The following is a 23,063-nucleotide window of genomic DNA, read 5'->3' as shown; positions in this document are numbered from 1 at the left end:
TATGATAAAAATGATTTTATTCGATATTGATGGAACGTTGGTGAATAAGCACGCACATGCACTGGACTCCACGAAAAAGGCGATTATCGCTGCGCAACAGCAGGGAATTATCTGTGGGGTTGCAACAGGACGTGGGCCAATCCATTTGACGGAGCAGATTGATGCTCTGAATCTGGATGTTTTTGTGACCTATAATGGGCAGCTGGTCTATACGAAGGATGCCACTCTTCATGCGCAGGCTTTTTCAAAGGAAACATTAGAGCGAATTGTTGATTTTGCAGACGCTGGGCACCGTCAGATGATGTTTGGCGGCCGCACTAGGATGGAAGGCAGCTCGCTGATGAAATTTGGGCAGAACAGTAGGGCGAAGCGCTTGGCTCGCTTTATTCCTAAATGGTTTCCTATCTCTTTTGCCAAAAATTTTTTAGTAAAGTTTCGCCCTGGAAAAAAGGAATGCCGCTATCATGAATTGAATATCTTAGATGAAGAAATCTACCAGTGCGTGTTGCTGAGTCCTGTAGAAGAAAAGGATTATTTAGAACAACAGCTGCCGGACTGTACGTTGACTCGTTCTAATCCATATGTTGTTGATATTATTCCTCAGGGTGGTTCTAAACTGCGAGGAATTAAGAAATGTATGGCACATTTTCAACTGAGTTTGAATGAAGTGATGGTGTTTGGAGATAATTGGAATGATATAGAAATGCTAGAGGGGGCAGGAATCGGTGTAGCTATGGGAAATGCCCCAGCGGGTGTGAAGGCTGTCGCTGATTATGTGACTGATTCCAATGAGGAACACGGAATATTTCGCGCACTCGTTCATTATGACATACTCAAGGAGAACGTTGATGAAAATTGATAACCCTTATGAAAAAACAGAGCTGTTTCATAAAACTTTTGACAATCGTCGTCCAAAAGCACCAAAAGCTTTTACTGCGAAAGAAGCTTCTGCAAGGGCAGGTTTCAAAACAGAAGAGCTGGTAGAATTTCTCTACGCAGCAGCTGACAACGATCAAGCGTTATTTCATGAGCTTGTGGACCAGTTGAAGACAGATGTCGATACAGCTGAGAAGAAGATGCTGGCGAAGGAAAAGAAAATTGAAGATACATTAGTGGATCAGGTGGACGCATTGATCGATTTGCTGTATTTTACCTATGGTTCTTTTTCTCTATTAGGCGTTGACCCAACAGAGCTTTTTTCGATTGTGCACGAAGCCAACATGGGAAAGCTTTTCCCGGATGGAAAGCCTCGTTATCATGAGGTAACACACAAAGTGTTAAAGCCTGATGACTGGGAAGAAAAATATGCACCGGAGCCAAAGCTGAAAGCAGAGCTGGAGCGCCAAAAAAAGAGCAGCGACCTTAGAATCGAATGATTCTGAGCTTGCTGCTCTTTTAATGTATAAATATGATGGCTGCCTAACCTTTACTTACTCAGCTTCTTCGCCAAAAAATGTTTCATAAAGGGCGCGAATCGCATGCTTTTCTTCTTCACCACGAATACCAAACATGATGCTGACTTCAGACGAACCTTGGTTAATCATTTCCAGATTGATTTTATTTTTGGCAAGGGCTGCTGTACTATCGGCCGTTACCCCGATGCGACGCTGCATGCCTTCACCCACAATCATAATCATAGATAAGCCATGAGTAATGCGCAGCTCATCCGGCTTCAGCTCGTGTTCCAGTTCATGAATCAAACGTTCTTCAATTTCCGGTGTTAATTGACGTTCACGCAGAACAATGGAAATATCGTCAATTCCTGATGGCATATGCTCGTAACTTAATCCCATATTTTCCAGAATTTCCAGCACTTTGCGCCCGAAACCCAATTCTCTATTCATCAGATATTTACTAATGTAGATGGTTGCGAAATTCTGATCGCTGGCAATTCCTACCACCGGCTCTGCATCAGCTTCACGTTTTGTTGTAATCAGTGTGCCTGGGTGAGACGGATTATTGGTATTTTTGATTACTACCGGAATATGGGCTTTATAGGCCGGCATTAATGCTTCATCATGAAGAACAGCGAAGCCTGCATAAGCCAGCTCACGCATTTCCCGATATGTCAGTTCTTTGATGGTCTTAGGCTGTCGGACGATTCCAGGGTGTGCAACGAAAATACCATCAACATCTGTAAAGTTTTCATATTGCTCCGCTTGAACACCTGCGGCAACGATAGAGCCGGTAATATCCGAACCGCCGCGTGAGAAGGTACAAATTTCTCCTGCTTCTGTATAACCAAAGAAGCCGGGGATGACAAACACTTCTTCTGTATCTTTATATTGTCCAATTTTATCGTAAGAAGAAGGCAGAATTCGGGCATTTCCCGGTTCATCGGTAACAATAATACCTAAATCATGAGGATTTTTATAAACTGCCGGTAGGCCCTGTTCTTTGAAGAAGGCTGCTACCAGCTTGGCATTATTATTTTCACCACTTGCAAGAAACGCATCAAACAGATGCGGATTATTTTCCTTAGGCAGTTGAGCCAATGCCGTGACTGATTGCTGAATATCTGCTAAAACAGTCTTATCCATAGCTAACTCATCCATGATACTTTCATAGCGAGCGATGATTTGCTGAATAAGCTCTTGTGTATTTTCGTTGTTTAGATATTTTTCGTGGTAGCTGATTAATAGATCAGTTACTTTGATATCTTCGTCGGAACGCTTACCAGGAGCGGAAACAACAACGAACTTTCGTGTTGAGTCATCTTTCACGATTTGAACTACTTTTTTCAATTGCTGTGCCGAAGCCAAAGAGCTTCCGCCAAATTTAATAACTTTCACAATTTCCACTCCTTTATATTGTTGAGAAACTCGGTCAGGTGACTGCCCGAGTTCTTCATTTTGGTGGTCCGTTATCCATTACGTCTAGAGGTTCCTACACAAGAGTAATGGTACTCCTTTATATTATTGATGAACTCAGTCAGGTAACTTCCTGAGTTCTTCATTTTGTAGGTCCGATGTCTATTTCCCTAGACTACTTGTAAAAAGGGAAATGGCACTCCTTTATATATTGTTGATGAACTCGTTCAGGTAACTTCCTGAGTTCTTCATTTTGTAGGTCCGATGTCTATTTCCCTAGACTACTTGTAAAAAGGGAAATGGCACTCCTTTATATTGTTGAGGAACTCAGTCAGGTAACTTCCTGAGTTCTTCATTTTGTGGGTCCGATGTCTATTTCCCTAGACTACTTGTAAAAAGGGAAATGGCACTCCTTTATATTGTTGAGGAACTCGGTCAGGTGACTGTCTGAATTCTTCATTGAACGAACGATTAATTTGTATAAAACTGATTTATCTTAACATTGAGATAATTTGTTTGAAAAAACAACTTTTGCATTGTTGTATCAACGAATGCTTGGTGATTCTATTCTATTATATACAGAATAGATGATTTGTGTTGTTTTTCAAGTGATTTCTCTCTTACTGATTAAAATATCAGGAAGAACATCGTTCAGGTTCTCATTGTTTTGTAATGTTAGTAGTATAAAGAATACCGAAATTCTTGTCGAAAAGCAACAGGAAAAAGAGCTTTTCTCACGTATTAAATAAATCACTTCATTTTTAACCAAAATTTTGATAAACTGGAAGCAATGGATTATTCTTGCGGCTAGTATGCGTGAAGATTAAGAGACTCTTAAGAGAAGAACAACATAGAAATGTTTTTTGCGATTTCCTCATTAAATTAGTGCTTGAGGAGCTACTTTGTGATATAATTTTCTACGGTTGTCTTTTTGAAGAGAATGATAAAGAATTTGTTCCAGTCTTTCAAATAATAATCAAGCAATTATTCATTGAGAGAGCTGCCTATTCCTAATTATAGAATGCTGAATAAACGGAGGAAACATTAATGAAGAACAATTTGATTATTATCGTGGTTCTAGTGATAATCATCGTTGCGGCTATCTTATACTTGATTGGTCACTTTATGCGGAGGCAAAATCAATCGAAGCTTAAGGTTCTTGAGAAGAGAAAAGAAGAGCTGTTCGATTTGCCTGTCATTGAAGAAGTAGACGAAATCAAAAAAATGCACATGGTCGGGCAGAGTCAGAATACATTCCGTGAATGGAATCAGCGTTGGGCTGATATTTCGACTCGTTCATTTGCAGAATTAGAAAGCCAAATTTTTGAAGTTGAAGAATTAAATGATTCTTTCCGTTATATGAAAGCAAAACGTGCGGTTACAGAAGCTGAGCAGACGATGGATGAAATGGAATCTGAAGTAGAAGAAATTCGTCGTGGGCTGAAAGAGTTGAGCGACAGCGAAAGCCGGAACTCATTGGAAGTTCAGAAGGCCTTGGACATCTACGAAGAAATCAGCGGCTTGCTGCAAGAAGAGAAAGATGGCTTTGGCCCGGCTTACTCTGAATTGCAGAAGCAAGTGAAAAATATTGAAATTGAGTTCACTCAGTTTGTCACATTGAATACATCCGGTGACCCGGTGGAAGCTAGAGAAGTATTGGAAAGTGCTGAACGTCATACCTATGAGCTTGATGATGTGATGAAACGTATTCCACCACTGCATGATGAACTTAGCAGAGTATTCCCTGATCAAATCAAGGAAATTGAAGAAGGCTACAAACGTCTGAGAGAAGACCATTTTGTATTCCCTGAACAGAACTTTGAAGAAGAATTGAACCGCGTGAAGAAACGTGTGAAAAATTCTTCCGTTGACTTAGAAAAAGCAGAAGTTGCTGCTGTCGAGGTTGCTAACCGTGATACAGCTGCAGCGATTGATGCCTTGTATGAAGTAATGGAAAAAGAAATCAACTCTAAGAAATACGTAGTTAATAACCATAAAACAATTGGTGATTACATTGCTCACGTACTTAGAAACAATCGTCAGTTGATGATTGAATTGGATCATACCTCACAAAGCTACACATTGAACCATAATGAATTAGGACGTTCAAGAGGGTTCCAATCTGAGATTGAAGAGCTGATTCGTCGTTATGAAGATTACCAGCCGAAAATGGCTGAGCATACTGTAGCATATTCAGAAGTGCAGGTTTTCTTTAAAGACTGTTACCGTGTTCTGGCGGATATCGAAAACCAACAAATGGAAATCGATATGTCCTTGAAAGAACTGCGTAAGGGTGAGAAAGAAGCACAGGATAAAGTGGATCAATTTGAATTCCGTTTGCGTAATTTGAAACGTTTTGTAGAGAAGAAACGTTTACCGGGATTGCCTTCAACTTATCTGGAGTTCTTCTTTGTAGCTACTGATCGTATTGAAGAATTAAGTAAAGCGTTGAACCGTATTCGAATCAACATTGATGAGATTAACAAGCTTGCAGATTTATGTGAAGAGGATCTGGAGTTATTAGATAAAAAGACCAACGATTTGGTTAACTCGGCAGCATTGACAGAACAAATGATGCAGTACGCAAACCGCTATCGCCATACAAATGAAGCAATTAGTCAGGCGATGGAAAAAACATTGGATCTTTTCTCTAAAGAGTATCGTTATCAAGATGCTTTGGATGTTATTGGTACAGCACTTGAACGAGTGGAACCGGGAGCATTCAGAAGAATCGAAGATATTTACTTTAAAAACTTAGACGCTGTATAATCAAAAACAGAGCAACTGAACAGGTTGCTCTGTTTTTTTATTATCGGACTGATTCTAAATGAGTAACAATCTTGGTTGATAAGTGTAGAAACAAGATTGATTGAAGAACCCTAGCAAAAAGGATATAATAGTAAAGAATTTTTTAGGAAGAAGGCTGTAAATATGATCTATTTTGATAATAGTGCAACGACCCCAATTTATCCGCAAGTGTTGGATACTTATATAAAAACGAGTCAACGTATCATTGGAAATCCATCGAGTCTGCATGATCTCGGAAATCAGGCGCATCGTTTGTTGGAACAGGCGCGAAACCAGATTGCTGAGCTGTTATCTGTTGAGTCAGGAGAAATCTTTTTTACCTCAGGCGGCACAGAAGGTGACAACTGGGTAATGAAAGGTACAGCAATTGAAAAACGCACATTTGGCAAGCATATCATCATTTCGGGTATTGAGCATCCTGCTGTATCAGAAACTGCTAAACAGCTTGAAAAGCTTGGGTTTGAAATTTCTGTTTTGCCGGTGGATCATCGCGGCTTTGTTCGTGTTGAAGCCTTGAAAGGGTTAATTCGTAAAGAGACGATTTTGGTTTCTGTCATGGCGGTCAATAATGAAATTGGCACCATTCAGCCAATCAGAGCTATTAGCGAGGTCTTAGAAGAATTCCCTACCATTCATTTTCATGTGGATGCTGTCCAAGCGATTGGCAAGATAGCTACAGATGAGTGGCTGACACCACGAGTGGACTTTGCCGTATTTTCAGCACACAAGTTTCATGGACCTAAGGGTGTTGGTTTCATTTATTGGAAGAAAGGGCGTAAGCTGGCAGCGTTGTTAACTGGTGGCGGTCAAGAGGAGAATCAGCGTAGTGGGACTGAAAATATTGCGGGTATTGTAGCGACAGCCAGAGCACTCCGCATGTATAGTGAGAAAAATCAAGAGCGTGAAGGACATGTAGCGCAGCTGCGTAATTACTTAATTGAGCAATTATCTGGTTACGAAAATGTTCGGCTGTTCTCTGAAGCTGCTGCGGACTTCGCACCTCATATTGTTTGCTTTGCATTGCCTGGAATTCGTGGAGAGGTCATGGTTCATGCATTGGAAGAAAAACAGATATTCATTTCAACAACTAGTGCATGCTCCAGTCGAAAAAAATCGGTTGGAAGCACTCTTCATGCGATGCATGTAACAGAAGCAGAGGCAAGTGCTGCGGTACGGGTTAGTTTAGATGAGAGCAATACATTGGCAGAAATTGAGCAGTTCATGATTATCTTCAATCAGCTGCATAAAAAGTTTTTGAAGGTGAATGGATAGGGAATAAAAATAGAAACCAGCTGAATGGTACTTAGCCGTCACAGTCTAAATAAAAGCTTGAAAAATCCTGTTCCTGTGTTATAGTGGAACAGGATTTTAATTCTATCTGAATCATCAAAAGCTGCACAAGCGTGTTCAGCTTTTCTGTTTGTCTAGCTTCAGGAGTCAGCTTTTCTTATGTTTGCAGCAACAGAAACGATTATTTGTGCCATTCATTTTATAAAACTTATCAATTATACATAGTAAGGTACTTCGTAGGATATATCATCATAAAATCATTTGAAAGAGGGTTCCAATTTGAACTATACAGAAATAATGGTTCGCTATGGCGAATTATCAACTAAAGGGAAAAATAGAAAATCATTTATTATGCAGCTGGCAGCGAATGTTAAACAAGCATTGCAGAGCTTCCCAGCTATCAAAATTCATGCGGATCGTGATCGCATGCATCTACTGCTAAACGGTGAGGATAGTGCACAGATTATTCCTAAATTAGAAAAGGTTTTCGGTATCCAAAGCTTTTCTCCGAGTATTCGTGTCGATAGAGAGTTCCCAACTGTTCGTGCTGCGGTACAGGAGATTATCAAGGAAGTGTATCAAGAAGGCATGACCTTTAAGATTACGACAAAGCGTTCCGATCATACCTATGAAATGGATTCAAATGAGCTGAATCGTGAGCTTGGCGGTGCAGTTTTTGAAGTTTACCCGAATATTCAAGTGCAGATGAAGAAATCGGATATCAATATTCGTGTTGAGATTCGTAGAGAAGGCGTCTATTTGTCTTATGAAACTATTTTAGGTGCTGGTGGCTTGCCGGTGGGAACCAGTGGGCGTGGTATGCTGATGCTGTCTGGCGGAATCGATTCACCGGTGGCTGGCTACCTCTCGATGAAACGTGGTGTAGAGGTAGAAGCGGTGCATTTTGCCAGTCCTCCTTACACCAGTGAACAGGCATTGCAAAAAGCAAAGGATTTGGCAGGCAAATTAGCGCCCTATTCAGGAAGTATCCAATTTATCGAAGTCCCTTTTACTGAGATACAGGAAGAAATTAAGCGGGTGGTGCCTCAGGGGTACTTGATGACTGTAACACGTCGCTTGATGCTGCGCCTGACGGATGCGTTAAGAGAACAGCGCAATGGCTTGGTGATTATCAACGGGGAATCTTTGGGTCAGGTTGCTTCTCAAACGCTGCAAAGTATGGTAGCAATCAATGAGGTAACGAATACGCCGATTATTCGGCCAGTTGTTTCGATGGATAAAAATGAAATCATTGAAATTGCGGAGCGGATTGATACCTTTGAATTGGCTATTCAACCATTTGAAGACTGTTGTACAATTTTTGCACCGCCACAACCAAAAACAAGACCGAAATTGGAAAAGGCACAAGCCTATGAAGCGCGACTTGATCTTGCGGGGTTGATGGAACGAGCACTTAATGGAATCAAAGTTAGTGAAATAACTGCAGATAGCCAAAATGAAGCAGAGGATGATTTTTCAGACTTGCTTTAGACGAGTGGCATAAAGAGCTGAGGGGAATATTTCCCCTCAGTTCTTTGTTTTTTTTTAGCAGCTGTAAAGTAGATAAGTTTCACAGTTAATGAGGATTTTTTTAATAAATTACTCTTTTTTGTAAAGAAAATCACTTTTTTTCACAAAGTGATTGCTGTATTCTTTGACGGATGTTACACTAGAATGTGAAATCATTAACAAGGAGAACAGAAGATGGAAATACTGGCGAATGAAAAAAAAATACCTAAAGCAACAGCCAAACGATTACCCTTGTATTTGCGCTATTTGAAAATGCTGGATGACTCGGGTGTTGTCCGAATCAAGTCTAGAGAGTTCAGTGAAATCGTTCAAATTCCGCCTGCGACGATTCGTAGGGATTTCTCTCATCTGGGAGAGCTTGGCAGGAGCGGATATGGCTACGATGTTCCTTATCTGATTGAGGTATTCAGTAATATTTTGAATACACAGGAAGAGAAGCGAATTGCGCTGATTGGCTGTGGAAATCTTGGTCGGGCATTGATTAAAAATAATTTCAGAAGAAACGAAAATCTGAATATTGTCTGTGCCTTTGATATCGATGACAATCTTGTTGGCGAACAAGTAAACGAGATTTGTGTTCAGCCAATGGATCAGCTGACACGTATGATTGAAGAAAACGGCGTGACGGTGGCAATTTCTACGGTCCCGAGCAAGTATGCTCAAAAGGCAATCAATGAGATTGTTGATGCAGGGGTTACCGCAATTCTGAACTTTGCACCGGATCGAGTGACTGTACCTAACCATGTCAATGTGCAGTATATTGATTTGACAACAGAGCTGCAAACACTGATTTATTTTGATACGGCCTTTTCTAAGTAGGCAGTTTCTTTGAGTTCTGAAAATGCTTCCTCTATACTTAATTATATGAAGGCTACAAAAGACAGAATGGATACACGTTACTCCTTTGCTTAAGTAAAGGTCAGTTTTCGTATGATGAAATCTTTTACAGGATCTATCTAGATAAGACCTGTTGTAGCAAGCAATTCTCTATTGTATTTTTGTTGTATCCGATCAAAAAGGCTTTTTCGTGAATTGAGGTATATGATAAGAGTCATGCAGGGATAAATAAAGGAGGAACTTGAAGTGATTGTAACAAGAAAAGGAACAGAATTTGAATTAGTTGGCGAACAGCCTAAAGTAGGAACGGCAGCACCTGATTTTACGCTTAAGAATCTGGAAGATAAAGAGATTCGCTTAGAGGATTTGAAAGGACAGCCTGTCCTAATTAGTGTCGTGCCTGATATTGATACTAGAATTTGTTCTTTGCAGACAAAACGTTTTAATCAAGAAGCGGGAGCTGTAGAGGGCGTAGCGTTTTTAACAATTTCCAATAACAACAAGGAAGAGCAAAGCAACTGGTGTGCCGCTGAAGGCGTGGATATGGAGATGCTTCGTGATGAAGCCAACACATTCGGGGAGGCCTATGGCTTGTTTATTCCGGAAATGGGACGTCTGGCTCGGGCGATATTCGTTGTTGATAAGGCCGGTGTCTTGGCTTATGAACGAATCAGTCAGGAAATTGCAGAAGAACCTGATTATACAGAAGCTTTGGAAAAAGCAAAAGCTTTACGTTAATTCAGTTGAAATTGACAATCGGCCCTCTTCATTGTAAAATGCGTTATAGGAATTTTATGGTTTATCGCAACCTATTTTTACATAGTGTGTGAAGCAGTAACCGTTTAATAAAAATAGACAATGAACAAGAGGAGTACTGTCTGAGGGATTTTAGAGAGAAATCGGCTGGTGAAAGATTTCATGAACCTGACAGGAAGGTAGCTTGTGAGTCAATCATTCGAACCCTTTGTAGTAGAATGATTCGAGTCGTGATCGTTAACTCACGGTGATTAAGAGGTATTTGACGAAGCTCAGATACAAATTAGGTGGTACCGCGTAGTAATTACGTCCTAAAACAGTTGATAAAACTGTTTTAGGGCTTTTTTTTATTATCAAAACACTCAATTAGATGGACGAAGGAAAGAAGGAGAGAAAGATGCCGGAAGAAAACAATTTACCTACAAAATATCAACCGACTGAAATCGAGCAGGGCAGATATCAGAAATGGTTGGAGCAGGACTTATTCAAGCCAAATGGAAATAAGGAAGCAAAGCCATACTCTATCGTAATTCCGCCGCCGAATGTTACCGGGAAGCTGCATTTAGGCCATGCGTGGGATACCGCTCTACAGGATATTATTATTCGTCAGAAAAGAATGCAAGGCTATGATACATTGTGGTTACCGGGAATGGACCATGCGGGAATCGCAACACAGGCAAAGGTGGAAGAAAAATTAGCTGAGCAAGGAATTTCACGCTATGATTTAGGTCGTGAAAAGTTCGTTGAACAGGTTTGGGAATGGAAGGAAGAATATGCTTCTCACATTCGCGAACAATGGGCAAAGCTGGGCTTATCATTAGATTACAGCCGCGAACGCTTTACTTTGGATGATGGGTTATCAGACGCAGTCCGCAAGGTTTTTGTAAAGCTTTACGAAAAAGAATTAATTTATCGTGGAGAATATATTATCAACTGGGACCCGAAAGCAAGAACGGCGTTATCAGATATTGAAGTAATCCATAAAGATATTGAGGGAGCCTTCTATCATATGAGTTATCCGCTGACAGATGGCTCAGGCGTTGTAGAAATCGCAACGACACGTCCGGAGACGATGCTTGGAGATACAGCAGTTGCTGTTCATCCGGATGATGAACGTTATCAGGCGTTAATCGGTCAGACGGTAACACTGCCGTTGGTAGATAAGGAAATACCAATTATTGCGGATGAATACGTAGATATGGAATTTGGTACGGGTGTAGTTAAAATTACGCCGGCTCATGATCCGAATGACTTTGAGGTGGGAAATCGTCATAATCTGCCGCGGGTAAACGTAATGAACGATGATGGTTCAATGAACGAATTAGCCGGTAAATATGCGGGTATGGATCGCTTTGCCGCACGTAAAATGGTCGTTTCTGATTTGAAAGAAATGGGTCGTTTGATTAAGATTGAGAAAATGAATCATAGTGTCGGTCATTCAGAGCGGACAGGTGTAGTTGTTGAGCCTCGTCTGTCTACACAATGGTTCGTGAAGATGCAGCCGTTAGCTGAGGAAGCAATCAAAAATCAACAGTCAGACAATGCGGTTGAATTTTTCCCTGACCGCTTCAACAATACCTTCGTTCGCTGGATGGAGAATGTTCATGACTGGGTTATTTCCCGTCAATTGTGGTGGGGACATCAGATTCCTGCTTGGTATCATAATGAGACTGGGGAAATGTATGTTGGTATGGAAGCACCGGCAGACAGTGAGAACTGGACACAGGATAGCGATGTACTGGATACTTGGTTTAGTTCAGCGTTATGGCCGTTTTCAACAATGGGCTGGCCGGATGAAGCAAGCAGTGATTATCAGCGCTATTTCCCAACCAGTACATTGGTAACAGCTTACGATATTATTTTCTTCTGGGTTAGTCGAATGATTTTCCAAAGCTTGGAGTTCACTGGTGAACGTCCATTCCAGTATGCGTTGATTCATGGGCTGATTCGTGATGAGCAGGGACGTAAGATGAGTAAATCTCTAGGCAATGGTATCGATCCGATGGATGTCATTGAAAAATATGGTGCCGATGCCTTACGCTGGTTCTTGTCTAATGGTTCTGCGCCGGGGCAGGATGTTCGTTTCAGCTATGAAAAAATGGATGCGGCTTGGAACTTTATCAATAAAATTTGGAATGCCAGTCGTTTCGTTATTATGAATATTGAAGGGATGACCGTTGAGGACATTGATTTCAGCGGTAAGAAAACCGTTGCTGATCGTTGGATACTGACACGCTTGAATGAGACGATTGAACGAGTAACGGAATTGTTTGATCGCTTCGAGTTTGGTGAAGCAGGTCGTCAGCTGTATAATTTCATCTGGGATGATTTCTGTGATTGGTACATCGAAATGAGTAAGGAAATTCTTTATGGTGAAGATGAAGTGGCGAAGCAGACCACTAAGAGCATTCTTGTTCATGTACTGGATAACATTTTGCGTCTGCTGCATCCAATCATGCCATTTGTGACAGAAGAGATTTGGGAGAAGATTCCTCATGAAGGTGTTTCTCTCGTAATTGCTGACTATCCGGTGGTTCAACCTGAGAATTCTGACGATCAGGCAGCGCAGGGGATGGAAGTACTGAAGGATGTGATTCGCTCTGTACGAAACATTCGTGCGGAAGTAAATACACCGTTATCTAAACCAATTACCTTGCTAATTAAGACAACTGATCCTTCTATTGATCGTTTCTTGATTGACAATAAGAACTATATTGACCGCTTCTGTAATCCGGAGGAATTGACAATCAGTGGAGAGATTACTCCTCCTGAGCTGGCTATGTCGGCGATTCTGACAGGGGTAGAAATCTATTTGCCGCTTGCCGGATTGATTAATATTGAAGAGGAAATTGCCCGTTTGGAAAAAGAATTAGGGAAATGGGATCAAGAAGTGAAACGAGTACAAGGGAAGCTTTCCAATGAGCGTTTTGTTTCAAATGCGCCGGAGGATGTTGTTCAGGCAGAAAAAGAAAAAGAGAAAGAATATCTGGACAAACAAAAAGCTGTCCGTGAAAGAATTGAACAGCTGAAGACAATCGAGTAAGTTTGTTTTGTCAAAGAATAACTAAAAAGAGCTGGTAGGGAAATTTTCCCCCTACCAGCTCTTTATTTTTTGAACGAAATCAGCATTTTTGTATCTCTCTTCTTTTCTTTACGCGCAGCCAGTATTTGAAAATTAGAAAGCCGACTAGCGTTGAGAGTGTAATTAACCCGCCGGTGTAAAAGCTGATGGACTGATAGACCATAGAAATTGAATGGGTTCCTTCCTTCAAAGGAATGGCCATTAAGTTTCCGGCAACCTTGACCTGTTCAATTTTTTTACCATTCGCTTTAATTAGCCAATTCTCATCGTAAGGAACAGAGAGGTAGAGGAGCTGTTTTTCTTTCTTCACAGAAATATTTCCAAAAAGCTCGCCCTTCTTTGTCCAACGTAAGTCGATGGCTTGTCGTTTTTGAGCGGCAACTAAAGCATCAAAGGTCGTCTGATTCAAGGTAGCCAGTTCCATACTCTGGAGATTCAGCTTGTTTTTACTGGTAAGCACGAGCTGAACCTGTGCTCCTTTCTCAAAATAGCCTAAGTTGAAAAGCTGATTGGTTCGAATGTACATAGTTGGTTTGATTTTTTTGCCATTAACAGTAAAGCTTTCAATCGCCGCCCAATGCATTTTCGGTAAATCAAAATGAAGCTCACCATCAGCGGCAGTTGTTACAGTTAATTCATACTTTTTCTTGTCATCACTGATTTGTTCAGAAACTTTCTTAGTGGGACTAAAATAATTTTCACTGCTTTTTTTGATTGTTTGAAGCAGCTCCTCTTGATTCTTAATAGGTCTATTGGTAGTCAGCGTGACATCAGAAAAGTCTTCGGGCACGAGAAAGCCCATGCCGATGGCTTCGCTATTTTTGTAAACTGTTGTGTTTCCAACAGTATTGATTTTTTCCCTGAAACTATTCTCGGTTGGTGAAAGCTGATAAGGAATATTCAGGAGCAGGTTAACCACTTGAGAATCGTCAACATAACCAATGCGTCGATCATTTTTTTGATAAAGCCCCAGCGCATGTAAGGTATCCTGCGTTTCTGAATGCAGAGTAGAGGTATAGCTTGAGATTCCTGCATAACCGTAAAGAATGGAATCGTTGTACCCATTGTTTTTTTCTGCATAACCGGCATCCTTAGAAACAATTGTTTGCTTAATCCGAAATAGGTCTTCCCCTTCTACAGAAGCGAGCGCCTTCTCCTGCTCTTTGTAGGTGCGCTCAAATGCTTGCTGGTCACCGAACGGAATAGCTTTAAGAGAAATCCAATAATTGACGCCCAACTCGGAAAAGACCAGTAAACAAAGGAAGAGACCGATATATTTTTGCTTTAAAGGTGACTGAAGAGTAGATTGCCTGTGATTGAACAAATAATAGTATAGCCAGATAAGCGCGAGACTAATAATTGCATAGCTATAGGACAATACAAAGACTTGGTAGAACAGACCGAGAAAGAGATAGCCGATTCCCAGACAAAGGGTATAAATCATTGGCGCCTTAATCGGTAGTTTTTCGCCGGATTTCAATCGCAGAAAGGCTTCATAGGCAATTTTGATAACCAAAAAGCTGAAAATGAAGGTATTCCGATAAGGGAAACCGGCCGGACTTTGGAACATGTGCCAGATGGTGTTAATCAGTTCCAGCCAGAAGCTGGCAAATACAAATAAAATTAGAAAAAGCGTTACTTTCTTCTCTTTTTTCGGTATCGATGCCAGCATGAAATAGGCCAGAAACAACAGGATAATCAGAATACCTGAAAAAACGGTCGGTAGATGATTAAGCCGAAGATCAAAGTTAACCGTGCCGATTCCAAATTGAGAAAAAAAGGACGGACCAAATTTTGGGTAAGGAATAAAGGTTATTGGATTAAAATCTGTTTTCTTTGTTTGCAGCATCCCTTCAAGAGCCGGCAGCAAAATAAAGCTGGTCGATATGCCGGATAACAGAGAGGAGATGAAGAACACCTTTCCTTCTCGAATAAAGCCTTTGATTGTTGGTGCAGCGCTTTGCTTGATATACAAGTAGATACTGTAGCCAACAGCGAAGATGCACACCATATAGCCCATGTAGTAGTTGGTGAAAATAGACAGAAACAGGATGATGGCATACAGAGTAACACGCTTTTCATACCAAAGCTTTTGCAACCCTAAGGCCAGTAACGGTAACAAAATCAAAATATCCAGCCACATAAAATTAATGCTGTAGGCAGCTACAAAGCCGCACAAACTAAAAGCTGTTGAAAAAATCCAAGTAAAGCCTGATACTTCAGTGTACGTTCTTTTCAAATAGTAGAACATGGAACCGCCGATGCAGGCAATCTTAAGTGTGATAATCCAGACGATTGCCTGCGGCAGCTGTTCGTAAGAAAAGAACAGAGCCAATATATTGAAGGGGCTCAGTAAATAATAAGAGCTTAGCGGGAAAATCGTATCACCAATCCCGTTCGTAAAGGAATAAAAGGTTAATGTGCCTTCTTCGGCAAATCGTTTGAAATTACTTAAAAAGGGCAGATATTGACTCCCAAAATCACTTGCCAGCAGATTGTTATTACCAAATGGAGCAACGCCCAGAATCAGCCAAATAACAAGCACGATGGCAAATGGGATTAGAAAGCTCCCAATCAGCAAGCCGGTTTTATTTTTTTTCATTGTTTCACCTCTAAATAACCATTTCATCGTTTTCTTCCCAGTTAAGACCTCTTGAGCTGAAGAGGATATTTAATCGTTAATCAAGCAGTAGGAAGTAGTTTTTCCTTTAGTGTATCATGGTACAGAAACTTTCTGCAAAATATAGCGAAATTAGCTGGAAATATTCATTTTATCAATTAGTATCATAAGCATTACGTGAGTTGACACTTGTTATTTTATCATATCAATTTTCAAAAGATAGAAAGACTCAAAGACATTAGGAGTTTTCTTATAGAATTTAACAGATTCTTTAAACTTATTTCTTTTCGGATGGGAACGACTGTTTTGAAAGAAGGGTGTACTGAGAAGGAAAGCTGAAGAAGCTAAAGAGAGTGATGTACCTATCTAGTCGTGTGCCGGCTTTCGTTTTATCCCAAAGGTTTTATGGAATATTCTGTCTTTATTAGTGAAATCAGGGAGGGCATTCGCTATAATAAGAGATGCGAGGTGACGAAGAATGTCAATGAAGGTGGAAGAAGCAATTGAATGGATACACAGCCGCTTACCGTTTGGCTCACGACCGGGACTGGAACGAGTAGTGGCATTATTGAAACGAGTGGACGAACCACAGAAGAAGGTTCCTACGATTCATGTTGCAGGAACGAACGGGAAAGGATCAACGGTCACTTATTTACGGTGTTTACTTGAAGAGGCAGGATTGACTGTCGGTACCTTCACATCTCCATATATAGAAGCCTTTAATGAGCGGATTGCTGTAGATGGGACTGGTATTACAGATGAGGACTTGATCCATTATGTGGAGAAATACCGTCCTTTAGTTGAAGAGATGGACAAGGACGAAGCTGTGAGCGGAATTACAGAGTTTGAGACGCTGACAGCTATGGCGTTCGACTATTTTCTGGATAAGGCTGTAGATGTCGCTATTATTGAAGTCGGTCTGGGTGGACTGATGGATAGCACGAATGTGGTTGAACCATTACTGACAGCAATTACGACGATTGGAATGGATCATACAGATATTCTAGGCGAAACACTTGAAGAAATTGCCTTTCAAAAAGCCGGCATCATCAAGGAAAAGATTCCTGTAGTAACTGGCAAAATTGAAGATGAAGCTCTGACAGTTATCGATAATCAGGCAAAAAAAATGTCGGCTCCTATTTATCATTTTGGTGTGGACTATACTGTGGACTATTTGCATTTTGACAAGGACTGGGGAGAGGTTTTCTCGTTTATCGGAGAAGCAGGCAAAATCGAGAAGCTGAAGACGCCTCTATTGGGGCAGCATCAGACTGAGAATGCCGGACTGGCGGTTGAATTATTTTATGTCTATTGTCAGTTGACAGGACAGCCATTCCAAACTCGAACCGTACGCCAAGGACTGCTGAAAGCACAATGGCCGGCGCGAATGGAAAAAATCAATGACGAGCCGATGATTGTTCTGGATGGTGCGCATAATGATCATGCGGTTCAGAGACTGGCTGATAATTTGAAGAAGGAATTTAAAGGAAGAACGATTCATATTCTGTTCTCCTCGCTTTCGACAAAAAATGTTGATGAAATGATTCTGTTGTTAAAGCAGGTTCCGAATGTCCATCTCTATTTGACCACCTTTGATTATCCGAGAGCTGTTGAGCTTTCGACATTAGCAAAGCACGCGGATAAGAAGACAGAGATTGTTTCATTATGGCAATTTGGATTGGGTGAGATACTGGAAAAAATGAGTAGCGAGGATATGTTGCTGGTTACTGGTTCTTTATATTTTGTTTCCCAAGTAAGGGAGCTATTATTAACAGTAGGAGGAAGTAATGAAAAAATTTGACGGCGTTATTTTTGATATGGATGGTCTTTTGTTTGATACGGAGCTGATTTATTATCAATCCTCTCAGAAGATTGCAGATGATATGGGCTTTCCATATTCTAAGGAGCTGTACCTGCAATTCTTAGGTGTATCTGATGAAGAGGTTCAGGAAAACTATCATCGCATATTCAAGGAATACGGAAAAGAAAGAGTGGAGGAATTCATTCAGCGTTCTTATGCAGATACGATTGAAGCCTTTGAAGCCGGGAAAGTACCCATGAAGCCGGGGGTAGTGGAGCTGTTGGATTATCTGGAGGCGCAGGATATACCTAAAATGGTGGCATCAAGTAATGTCCGTCCTGCAATTGAGCTGTTACTAAAAAGTTCAGGAATCATCACACGCTTTGAGGGAATTGTGTCGGCAGAGGACGTTAGCCGAGCAAAGCCTGATCCGGAAATTTTCCGCAAGGCGGTCAGCTTCTTAAAAACAGTGCCTGAAAAAACATTAGTGCTGGAGGACTCTTCCCATGGTGTTACAGCGGCATATAAAGCTGGAATCCCTGTAATTATGGTTCCGGATTTGCTGCAGCCGGATGATGAGCTGCGCAGTAAAACACTCCATGTCTTTGACAGTCTGATTGATGTACCAGTCTACTTGAGCAATAAATAAAAAAGCTGCTCCTTTGCGTATCTTATCGATGAATACGTAAAGGAGTTTTTGTATGGAGAAAAGAAAACTATTTATCAATGAAGTACCGGAGGATTGTCTGCCTAGAGAACGGCTTGAGCTGTTTGGTGAAAAGGCTCTCTCAAATCAGGAGTTGTTAGCCATATTGCTGCGAACTGGCTCAAGAGAGATGAATGTTATGTATCTGGCATCAACAGTTTTGAATCATTTCCGCAATTTATACGAGTTGAAAAGTGCCACTCTTCATGAGCTGATGCTTCTAAAAGGGATAGGGAAGGTGAAGGCCGTTGAATTGCGGGCGGCCATTGAATTCGGTTATCGACTTCATCAGAGTAGTCAGGTCAAACAGGGAAAGATATCTTCGAGCTTTCAAATTGCTCAAGATTTAATCTATGAAATGAGAGGGTTTCAGCAAGAGCACCTTGTTTGTCTGTATCTGAACACCAAGAATGAAGTGATTCGTCAAGAGACTGTATTCAAAGGTTCGCTGAATCAAAGTATTGCTCATCCTCGTGAAGTCTTTAAAGGAGCCGTGAAATACTCTGCTGCTCGGCTCATCATGGCGCACAATCACCCTTCTGGGTAATAATAGTTACACCTCAATAGATTATAAAAAAATAATATCTATATTTCCGTCGATATCTACAGTAATGCTCCTTATAATAGATCGCCAGACAATCTTTTTGTCAGATTCTAAAAGAGAGCTGTATTGATTTATAAAATCATTTGAAAGGATTTTTTTATATACAGATAAGTCCTTTGGTTGTTCGCTGTTCTCCAATTCAATTTTTTCCAATTCCGAAACAAGAGTAGCACGATCCGTTTTATATTCTTCTAGGTCAATTACTTCGTTTAAGTATGCTTTTTTTAAACGCTCAATTTTGTTCTCTATTTTCTTTGCATAATCGTTTTTCTTACTTATTCTCTTATTTGAGTTTTCAAATGATGCAATATAACTTTTGACACTCTCTTGAACAGTTTCAAGAAGTTGGGCCTCAAGTTTATCCTCAAAATAAATTTTTTTATTTGAGCAGCGTTGGGAATTATTCCGGTGTTGGCTACATCGGTAACATTTCTTAGATGATCGAACGACTAAATTATCACTTTTCCTATAATACTGCTGATAAGTAGATTGTCCTGAAAATGACTTTCCACATTCAGAACATTTAATAAGGCCAGAAAAAAGATAGGTCCGCTTAGTATTACGCTTAACATTCTTTTTGAGTAGTTCTTGAACTCTTTCAAAGTCAGAACGAGTAATTATAGGAGGGCAATATTCTTTGTTATCTCTATGTTCGCCAATATATTTTTTGTTTGTCAGCATATTTTTAACGCTCTGATAATCTCTTTGTATACCTAGTTCATTATCCATATATCGTACCGTTTCCCTCATACTGTTATAGGTAAGATAATGGGAAAAAACTGCTTTTACTATCTCTGCCTGGTCATTTATAACAAGCCTCTTATTCTCAATTGAATAGCCGAGGGGCACTTTGCCAGAAACTACTTCACCCTGTCGAATTTTATTAGCTGCAACAGCCTTTATTCTTTCTGAATCAATTTGTGCTTCTAGCTCTGCAAAGCTCATAACTTGCGCTATGAACGTACGACCATATGCAGTAGAAGTATCATAATATTGTTGAGAAACCGCGTTCCAAGAAACATTGTTCTTTTCTAGTATTTCCTGAGTGTTTAAATAATGTCGAAGATTTCGAAACCAGCGATCCAATTTTGTAAAAAGAATTATATCTATGTTACCGGCGATTACATCATTCATTAACCTGGTGAACTCGTCTCTTTCAAGTTTTTGACCGGAAATACCATCATCGATATATTCAGAAAAAACGGTAATATCATTTTGAGATTTTACATAATCGTTTAATGTGTCTTGTTGTTCACGCAAACTATCTCCGTGCTTGGCCTGTTGATCAGTAGACACTCGCATATATAATGCTGCTTTTTTCATCGTATTCACACTCCTATTTTTGTGATAAAATAGGCTCAGGTAAAAAAAGCCTATTTCAGCAGTTGCACATCCTCGGTTTATCAGGCAGGGGATGTGTTTTTTTGGTTCAGTATTTTTGTTGAATATAACAAGTCTGAAGGAAATCCTATAGCAGATAGAATTTCGCTAGATGGTATCGAACTAATTTTTTTCTAATTATAGAAAGGAAGGGGTCACTTTGTTTTGTATTCATACGCATCTTTGAATAAATCGGTATAACTATTATTTTCATGATACCATTGAATAATCCTCTCTAAATTTTCTTCAGATAGATTTTGTGACGATATAGATTCTTTAGCATAGAATGTCATCATATCCCACACCATAGCAGCTTCTGCAATAGTAAAAGTTCTTCGATTATCCTCAATATTATCTAATATTAATATAGGGCTTCGAATAACATTCTCGGAATCCGAAAGGTAACTATGCAAATCATCCCTTTTTTTCGGATTGAGTGACGAAAAGTAATCTTCCATTGTTTCTGCCGCTACAAGTACATCCTTATATTTATCATCCTGTATAATGTATCCATTCTCTTTAATAGAATTGTTAATATCTGTCATTGTTGAAAAAATCAATTTAGAAGAATTAGCGTATCCAAAAAAATCATTTGCAATCTCATTGGTTAGGCCATACGATTCTAATGTAGTAATAGCTTCTTTTTCTGCTTTCTCTTCTGGGGAAGCACAACCAGAGAATAATAATAAAATAAAGAGGACAGCAATTTTTTTCATAGTAAACCCCATTTCTATGATATAATATTTTTGTCAATACTCATGAAAATGAGGACATTAGGCTAACTGGCATTCGTGGTGCTAGTTAGCTTTTTATCTGTCCTTAATTATAGAAACTATAATATCATCCTTCCTGATTTTCTTATTAGTAGCTATCAGTTGATCCATCTCTTTCTTTAGGAGAGAAGCAATTTTTTGATCGCCTATATCCTTAAGTAATTCAATGAAATGCGAAGCTTTAATCAAGTAGTCGCTATCGCCAGTTTCACAGTAAGTAAGTATGTTCTTTAGAAATTGCAACGAGAACCGATAGTAATAATCTCTTTTTTCTCTATCAACTGTTTCGGCAAGTTGGATATATCGTTGAGCACTTTCGTATCTACGGTCATAAAGTTGTTGGGTGATAAAATTAAGTAGCCCAGTTAAAGCGTACTTTAGAGTATCTGGGTCTCGTAAATTTTCGTCCACAATCGGATACATCTTATTGGTTAACTCTTTTCCTTGTTCAAATGATAGGACTGTTATTACGTTTACATACAAAAGGTACTCGTAGTACCCGTAAAACTTACATTTTATCAAGTGTTCAAAGATGTGTTTTTTTTCTTTTTCTGTTATCTCTTGCAAATTCCACAAACTGGAAAAGTGTATTTTTGTAGAATAATAGTAAGCTAGCTCCTTATTTGAATCAGAAAATTGAAAATTATCCTGATAATATTTTTTCAGGAAATACTCCTTAAGACGCTCATCGGTAGGGCGTTTATTAACTTGGTTAATTCTCGAAGAAAAGTGGTTTTCGTAGTCGCTAAGTGCGGCATAATGGTAAAACTCAAGGTAGTTAGTATTTAAAGAATCAATTATCTCTTCTAATTCTTCAACCCACAACTTCTTCTTTCCGTTCTCGATTTTCGATGCATATGAATTATTTTCCGCTATATCTATTTGTCTAATTTTCCGTCTTTTCCTCAAAGACTTTATTGCGTTTGATATGTTCATAGACCAATCCTTTCTAAATATTCCTGTGAGGAATATTTTTAAATGCTATTTTTTGCTATTTTCTCAAATTTAGAGAGCTGTATTAATGAAATTATTCTAAAAAGTAATTAAATTTTACTTATTGGTAAAATATGTAATTTTGAAATATGCTGTCACAGCAACCTATCAATAAAAAAATATTCCTTGTTATAGAATAGTTTGATATATTCTAGTTAAGGAAAGAAAGGAGGCTGTGACATGGGAGTAGCTATTTTGGTTGTCGTTATCGTACCGCTGATTATTCAGACCGGAGGATAGCATGAAGCGTTATTAAGTAGAAAGTACAAAAAAACAGGAGCTAGCATCCCTGATCACCAATCCCGGATGTTGATGCACTTAGCTAGTGCTGCTCCCGCTAAAAGTAGATATACTCTACAATATAGAAGTATATCAGACTAACCGAAACAAAACATCAGTTTTTTATAATCTCTCATAAATTTAACCAGACCCGTTAATATAAATAGGGAGATGTTTAAAATGGAAGATAAAAAAGTGACTCTTAAAACAAAAGAAGAATATATCGAGAATATCTCAGAATATCTTTTGCAAATCAATAACCTGAAACATTTAAAGGAAATTCGAGAGATAGTTATCTATTACTATAAACAGGCTGATTAATCAGTCTGTTTTTTTGTTTCTTCATTTATTTTGTCTATGATGCTTTCTAATGCAATCCATTCCGATTCATCAAATTTTGCAAATGCTCGAAAGAGATTTTTATGAAATTCGTTATCACCGAAATTTACTTTCCTAAATAAGTCCATGATTATGTCATCAGATTTATTAAACATTTCTCCGACACCAGTTCGGAACCAATCAGGATTCATATTAAACTCTTTGCTCATTAATTTCACTTGATATGAGGGAACTTCAACTACACCGTGCTCCCATTTACTTACGGCGGTCTTACCCACACCCAGAACCTCTCCGAAACTCTCTTGGTTAAGCCCAAGGCTCTTCCTAAGAGTTTTAACTCTCATTTTCTGCATCAAACCCACCACCTTTCAAAAATCAGTATAAATCAAAAAATCCCTTTTAGCAACTTTTTTCTTGACAAAGTAGCTAAAAGCTATTATATTGATGATGTAAGC

18 protein-coding genes and 1 other annotated feature are annotated in these 23,063 nt (G+C 39.5%); of the genes, 12 read left to right on the top strand and 6 right to left on the bottom strand.

All coding sequences use genetic code 11. The features are described from left to right. Position 1 precedes the first annotated feature (1 nt). Together IW510_RS06980 and IW510_RS06975 are read left to right on the top strand one after the other, a co-directional pair. Positions 2 to 859 carry a Cof-type HAD-IIB family hydrolase gene (locus IW510_RS06980; protein WP_202058121.1) on the top strand — a complete coding sequence of 286 codons (858 nt, stop codon included), beginning with the start codon at positions 2 to 4 and terminating at the stop codon, positions 857 to 859. Next, complete coding sequence (locus tag IW510_RS06975; RefSeq protein ID WP_202058120.1) at positions 849 to 1,376, top strand: HAD family hydrolase; 528 nt, start codon at positions 849 to 851, stop codon at positions 1,374 to 1,376. Before IW510_RS06980 ends, IW510_RS06975 begins: the two co-directional genes overlap by 11 nt. Before the next feature lie 54 nt (positions 1,377 to 1,430). Here the strand turns inward: IW510_RS06975 and IW510_RS06970 are convergent, their stop codons facing one another. Then, entirely contained in the window at positions 1,431 to 2,792 is a 1,362-nt protein-coding gene (locus tag IW510_RS06970) for an aspartate kinase (RefSeq protein ID WP_202058119.1), read from the bottom strand. Between the two features lie 1,065 nt (positions 2,793 to 3,857). Between IW510_RS06970 and IW510_RS06965 the strand changes: the two genes are divergently transcribed. From IW510_RS06965 to IW510_RS06940, 6 genes are all read left to right on the top strand, one after another. Then, positions 3,858 to 5,579 carry a septation ring formation regulator EzrA gene (locus tag IW510_RS06965; RefSeq protein WP_202058118.1) on the top strand — a complete coding sequence of 574 codons (1,722 nt, stop codon included), beginning with the start codon at positions 3,858 to 3,860 and terminating at the stop codon, positions 5,577 to 5,579. A 162-nt stretch (positions 5,580 to 5,741) separates the two neighbouring features. Next, positions 5,742 to 6,890 carry a cysteine desulfurase family protein gene (locus IW510_RS06960; RefSeq protein WP_202058117.1) on the top strand — a complete coding sequence of 383 codons (1,149 nt, stop codon included), beginning with the start codon at positions 5,742 to 5,744 and terminating at the stop codon, positions 6,888 to 6,890. A 297-nt stretch (positions 6,891 to 7,187) separates the two neighbouring features. Further along, a complete protein-coding gene (gene thiI, locus IW510_RS06955; protein WP_202058116.1) occupies positions 7,188 to 8,399 on the top strand; it encodes a tRNA uracil 4-sulfurtransferase ThiI in 1,212 nt (403 codons plus the stop codon). Between the two features lie 213 nt (positions 8,400 to 8,612). Beyond that, positions 8,613 to 9,257 (top strand): redox-sensing transcriptional repressor Rex, encoded by a 645-nt coding sequence (locus tag IW510_RS06950; protein WP_202058115.1) that lies wholly within the window; start codon positions 8,613 to 8,615, stop codon positions 9,255 to 9,257. 264 nt (positions 9,258 to 9,521) lie between these two features. After that, positions 9,522 to 10,013, top strand: coding sequence for a thiol peroxidase (tpx, locus tag IW510_RS06945; RefSeq protein ID WP_202058114.1), 492 nt, complete (start codon positions 9,522 to 9,524; stop codon positions 10,011 to 10,013). Between the two features lie 111 nt (positions 10,014 to 10,124). Further along, positions 10,125 to 10,348, top strand: a binding site (T-box leader). A gap of 80 nt (positions 10,349 to 10,428) precedes the next feature. Next, a complete protein-coding gene (locus IW510_RS06940; RefSeq protein WP_202058113.1) occupies positions 10,429 to 13,074 on the top strand; it encodes a valine--tRNA ligase in 2,646 nt (881 codons plus the stop codon). A gap of 79 nt (positions 13,075 to 13,153) precedes the next feature. On the opposite strand, the gene IW510_RS06935 is transcribed toward IW510_RS06940, so the two are convergent. Then, positions 13,154 to 15,715: a YfhO family protein gene (locus IW510_RS06935; RefSeq protein ID WP_202058110.1), complete on the bottom strand. Its 2,562-nt coding sequence runs from the start codon at positions 15,713 to 15,715 to the stop codon at positions 13,154 to 13,156. Positions 15,716 to 16,211: 496 nt separating this feature from the next. Between IW510_RS06935 and IW510_RS06930 the strand changes: the two genes are divergently transcribed. The 3 genes from IW510_RS06930 to radC are packed head-to-tail and all read left to right on the top strand — an operon-like array spanning position 16,212 to position 18,787. Next, positions 16,212 to 17,534, top strand: coding sequence for a bifunctional folylpolyglutamate synthase/dihydrofolate synthase (locus IW510_RS06930; protein ID WP_202058109.1), 1,323 nt, complete (start codon positions 16,212 to 16,214; stop codon positions 17,532 to 17,534). Next, positions 17,521 to 18,183: an HAD family hydrolase gene (locus tag IW510_RS06925; RefSeq protein ID WP_202058108.1), complete on the top strand. Its 663-nt coding sequence runs from the start codon at positions 17,521 to 17,523 to the stop codon at positions 18,181 to 18,183. The genes IW510_RS06930 and IW510_RS06925 overlap by 14 nt, the downstream gene beginning before the upstream one ends. A 52-nt stretch (positions 18,184 to 18,235) precedes the next feature. Further along, the gene (gene radC / locus IW510_RS06920; RefSeq protein ID WP_202058107.1) at positions 18,236 to 18,787 is read left to right on the top strand and encodes a RadC family protein; all 552 of its coding nucleotides are present in this window, start codon (positions 18,236 to 18,238) and stop codon (positions 18,785 to 18,787) included. Positions 18,788 to 18,808: 21 nt separating this feature from the next. Here radC and IW510_RS06915 read toward each other — a convergent pair whose 3' ends face one another. From IW510_RS06915 to IW510_RS06905, 3 genes are all read right to left on the bottom strand, one after another. Continuing rightward, positions 18,809 to 20,167: a recombinase family protein gene (locus IW510_RS06915; RefSeq protein ID WP_202058106.1), complete on the bottom strand. Its 1,359-nt coding sequence runs from the start codon at positions 20,165 to 20,167 to the stop codon at positions 18,809 to 18,811. Between the two features lie 212 nt (positions 20,168 to 20,379). Continuing rightward, a complete protein-coding gene (locus tag IW510_RS06910; RefSeq protein ID WP_202058105.1) occupies positions 20,380 to 20,940 on the bottom strand; it encodes a hypothetical protein in 561 nt (186 codons plus the stop codon). Between the two features lie 93 nt (positions 20,941 to 21,033). Then, on the bottom strand, positions 21,034 to 21,933 hold the full coding sequence (locus tag IW510_RS06905; RefSeq protein ID WP_202058103.1) for a helix-turn-helix domain-containing protein: 900 nt from the start codon (positions 21,931 to 21,933) through the stop codon (positions 21,034 to 21,036). A gap of 516 nt (positions 21,934 to 22,449) precedes the next feature. On the opposite strand from IW510_RS06905, the gene IW510_RS06900 reads away from it, so the two are divergent. Beyond that, on the top strand, positions 22,450 to 22,590 hold the full coding sequence (locus IW510_RS06900; RefSeq protein ID WP_202058101.1) for a hypothetical protein: 141 nt from the start codon (positions 22,450 to 22,452) through the stop codon (positions 22,588 to 22,590). On the opposite strand, the gene IW510_RS06895 is transcribed toward IW510_RS06900, so the two are convergent. Beyond that, the gene (locus IW510_RS06895; protein WP_202058099.1) at positions 22,587 to 22,961 is read right to left on the bottom strand and encodes a helix-turn-helix domain-containing protein; all 375 of its coding nucleotides are present in this window, start codon (positions 22,959 to 22,961) and stop codon (positions 22,587 to 22,589) included. The two genes, IW510_RS06900 and IW510_RS06895, sit on opposite strands and share 4 nt — an antisense overlap. Positions 22,962 to 23,063 lie beyond the last annotated feature (102 nt).

Source organism: Enterococcus sp. BWR-S5 (genome assembly GCF_016745255.1).
Classification (GTDB): Bacteria; Bacillota; Bacilli; order Lactobacillales; family Enterococcaceae; genus Enterococcus_L.
The sequence above is the reverse complement of the archived record's forward strand: the minus strand, read 5'-3'. Positions and strand labels throughout refer to the sequence as shown.

Bases quoted from the DNA above. Each gene is read 5' to 3' on its own strand.
- IW510_RS06980 (WP_202058121.1), top strand. From the start codon at position 2: ATGATAAAAATGATTTTATTCGATATTGATGGAACGTTGGTGAATAAG.
- IW510_RS06975 (WP_202058120.1), top strand. From the start codon at position 849: ATGAAAATTGATAACCCTTATGAAAAAACAGAGCTGTTTCATAAAACT.
- IW510_RS06965 (WP_202058118.1), top strand. From the start codon at position 3,858: ATGAAGAACAATTTGATTATTATCGTGGTTCTAGTGATAATCATCGTT.
- IW510_RS06960 (WP_202058117.1), top strand. From the start codon at position 5,742: ATGATCTATTTTGATAATAGTGCAACGACCCCAATTTATCCGCAAGTG.
- IW510_RS06950 (WP_202058115.1), top strand. From the start codon at position 8,613: ATGGAAATACTGGCGAATGAAAAAAAAATACCTAAAGCAACAGCCAAA.
- IW510_RS06940 (WP_202058113.1), top strand. From the start codon at position 10,429: ATGCCGGAAGAAAACAATTTACCTACAAAATATCAACCGACTGAAATC.
- IW510_RS06935 (WP_202058110.1), bottom strand. From the start codon at position 15,715: ATGAAAAAAAATAAAACCGGCTTGCTGATTGGGAGCTTTCTAATCCCA.
- IW510_RS06930 (WP_202058109.1), top strand. From the start codon at position 16,212: ATGTCAATGAAGGTGGAAGAAGCAATTGAATGGATACACAGCCGCTTA.
- IW510_RS06925 (WP_202058108.1), top strand. From the start codon at position 17,521: ATGAAAAAATTTGACGGCGTTATTTTTGATATGGATGGTCTTTTGTTT.
- radC (WP_202058107.1), top strand. From the start codon at position 18,236: ATGGAGAAAAGAAAACTATTTATCAATGAAGTACCGGAGGATTGTCTG.
- IW510_RS06915 (WP_202058106.1), bottom strand. From the start codon at position 20,167: ATGAAAAAAGCAGCATTATATATGCGAGTGTCTACTGATCAACAGGCC.
- IW510_RS06910 (WP_202058105.1), bottom strand. From the start codon at position 20,940: ATGAAAAAAATTGCTGTCCTCTTTATTTTATTATTATTCTCTGGTTGT.
- IW510_RS06905 (WP_202058103.1), bottom strand. From the start codon at position 21,933: ATGAACATATCAAACGCAATAAAGTCTTTGAGGAAAAGACGGAAAATT.
- IW510_RS06900 (WP_202058101.1), top strand. From the start codon at position 22,450: ATGGAAGATAAAAAAGTGACTCTTAAAACAAAAGAAGAATATATCGAG.
- IW510_RS06895 (WP_202058099.1), bottom strand. From the start codon at position 22,961: ATGCAGAAAATGAGAGTTAAAACTCTTAGGAAGAGCCTTGGGCTTAAC.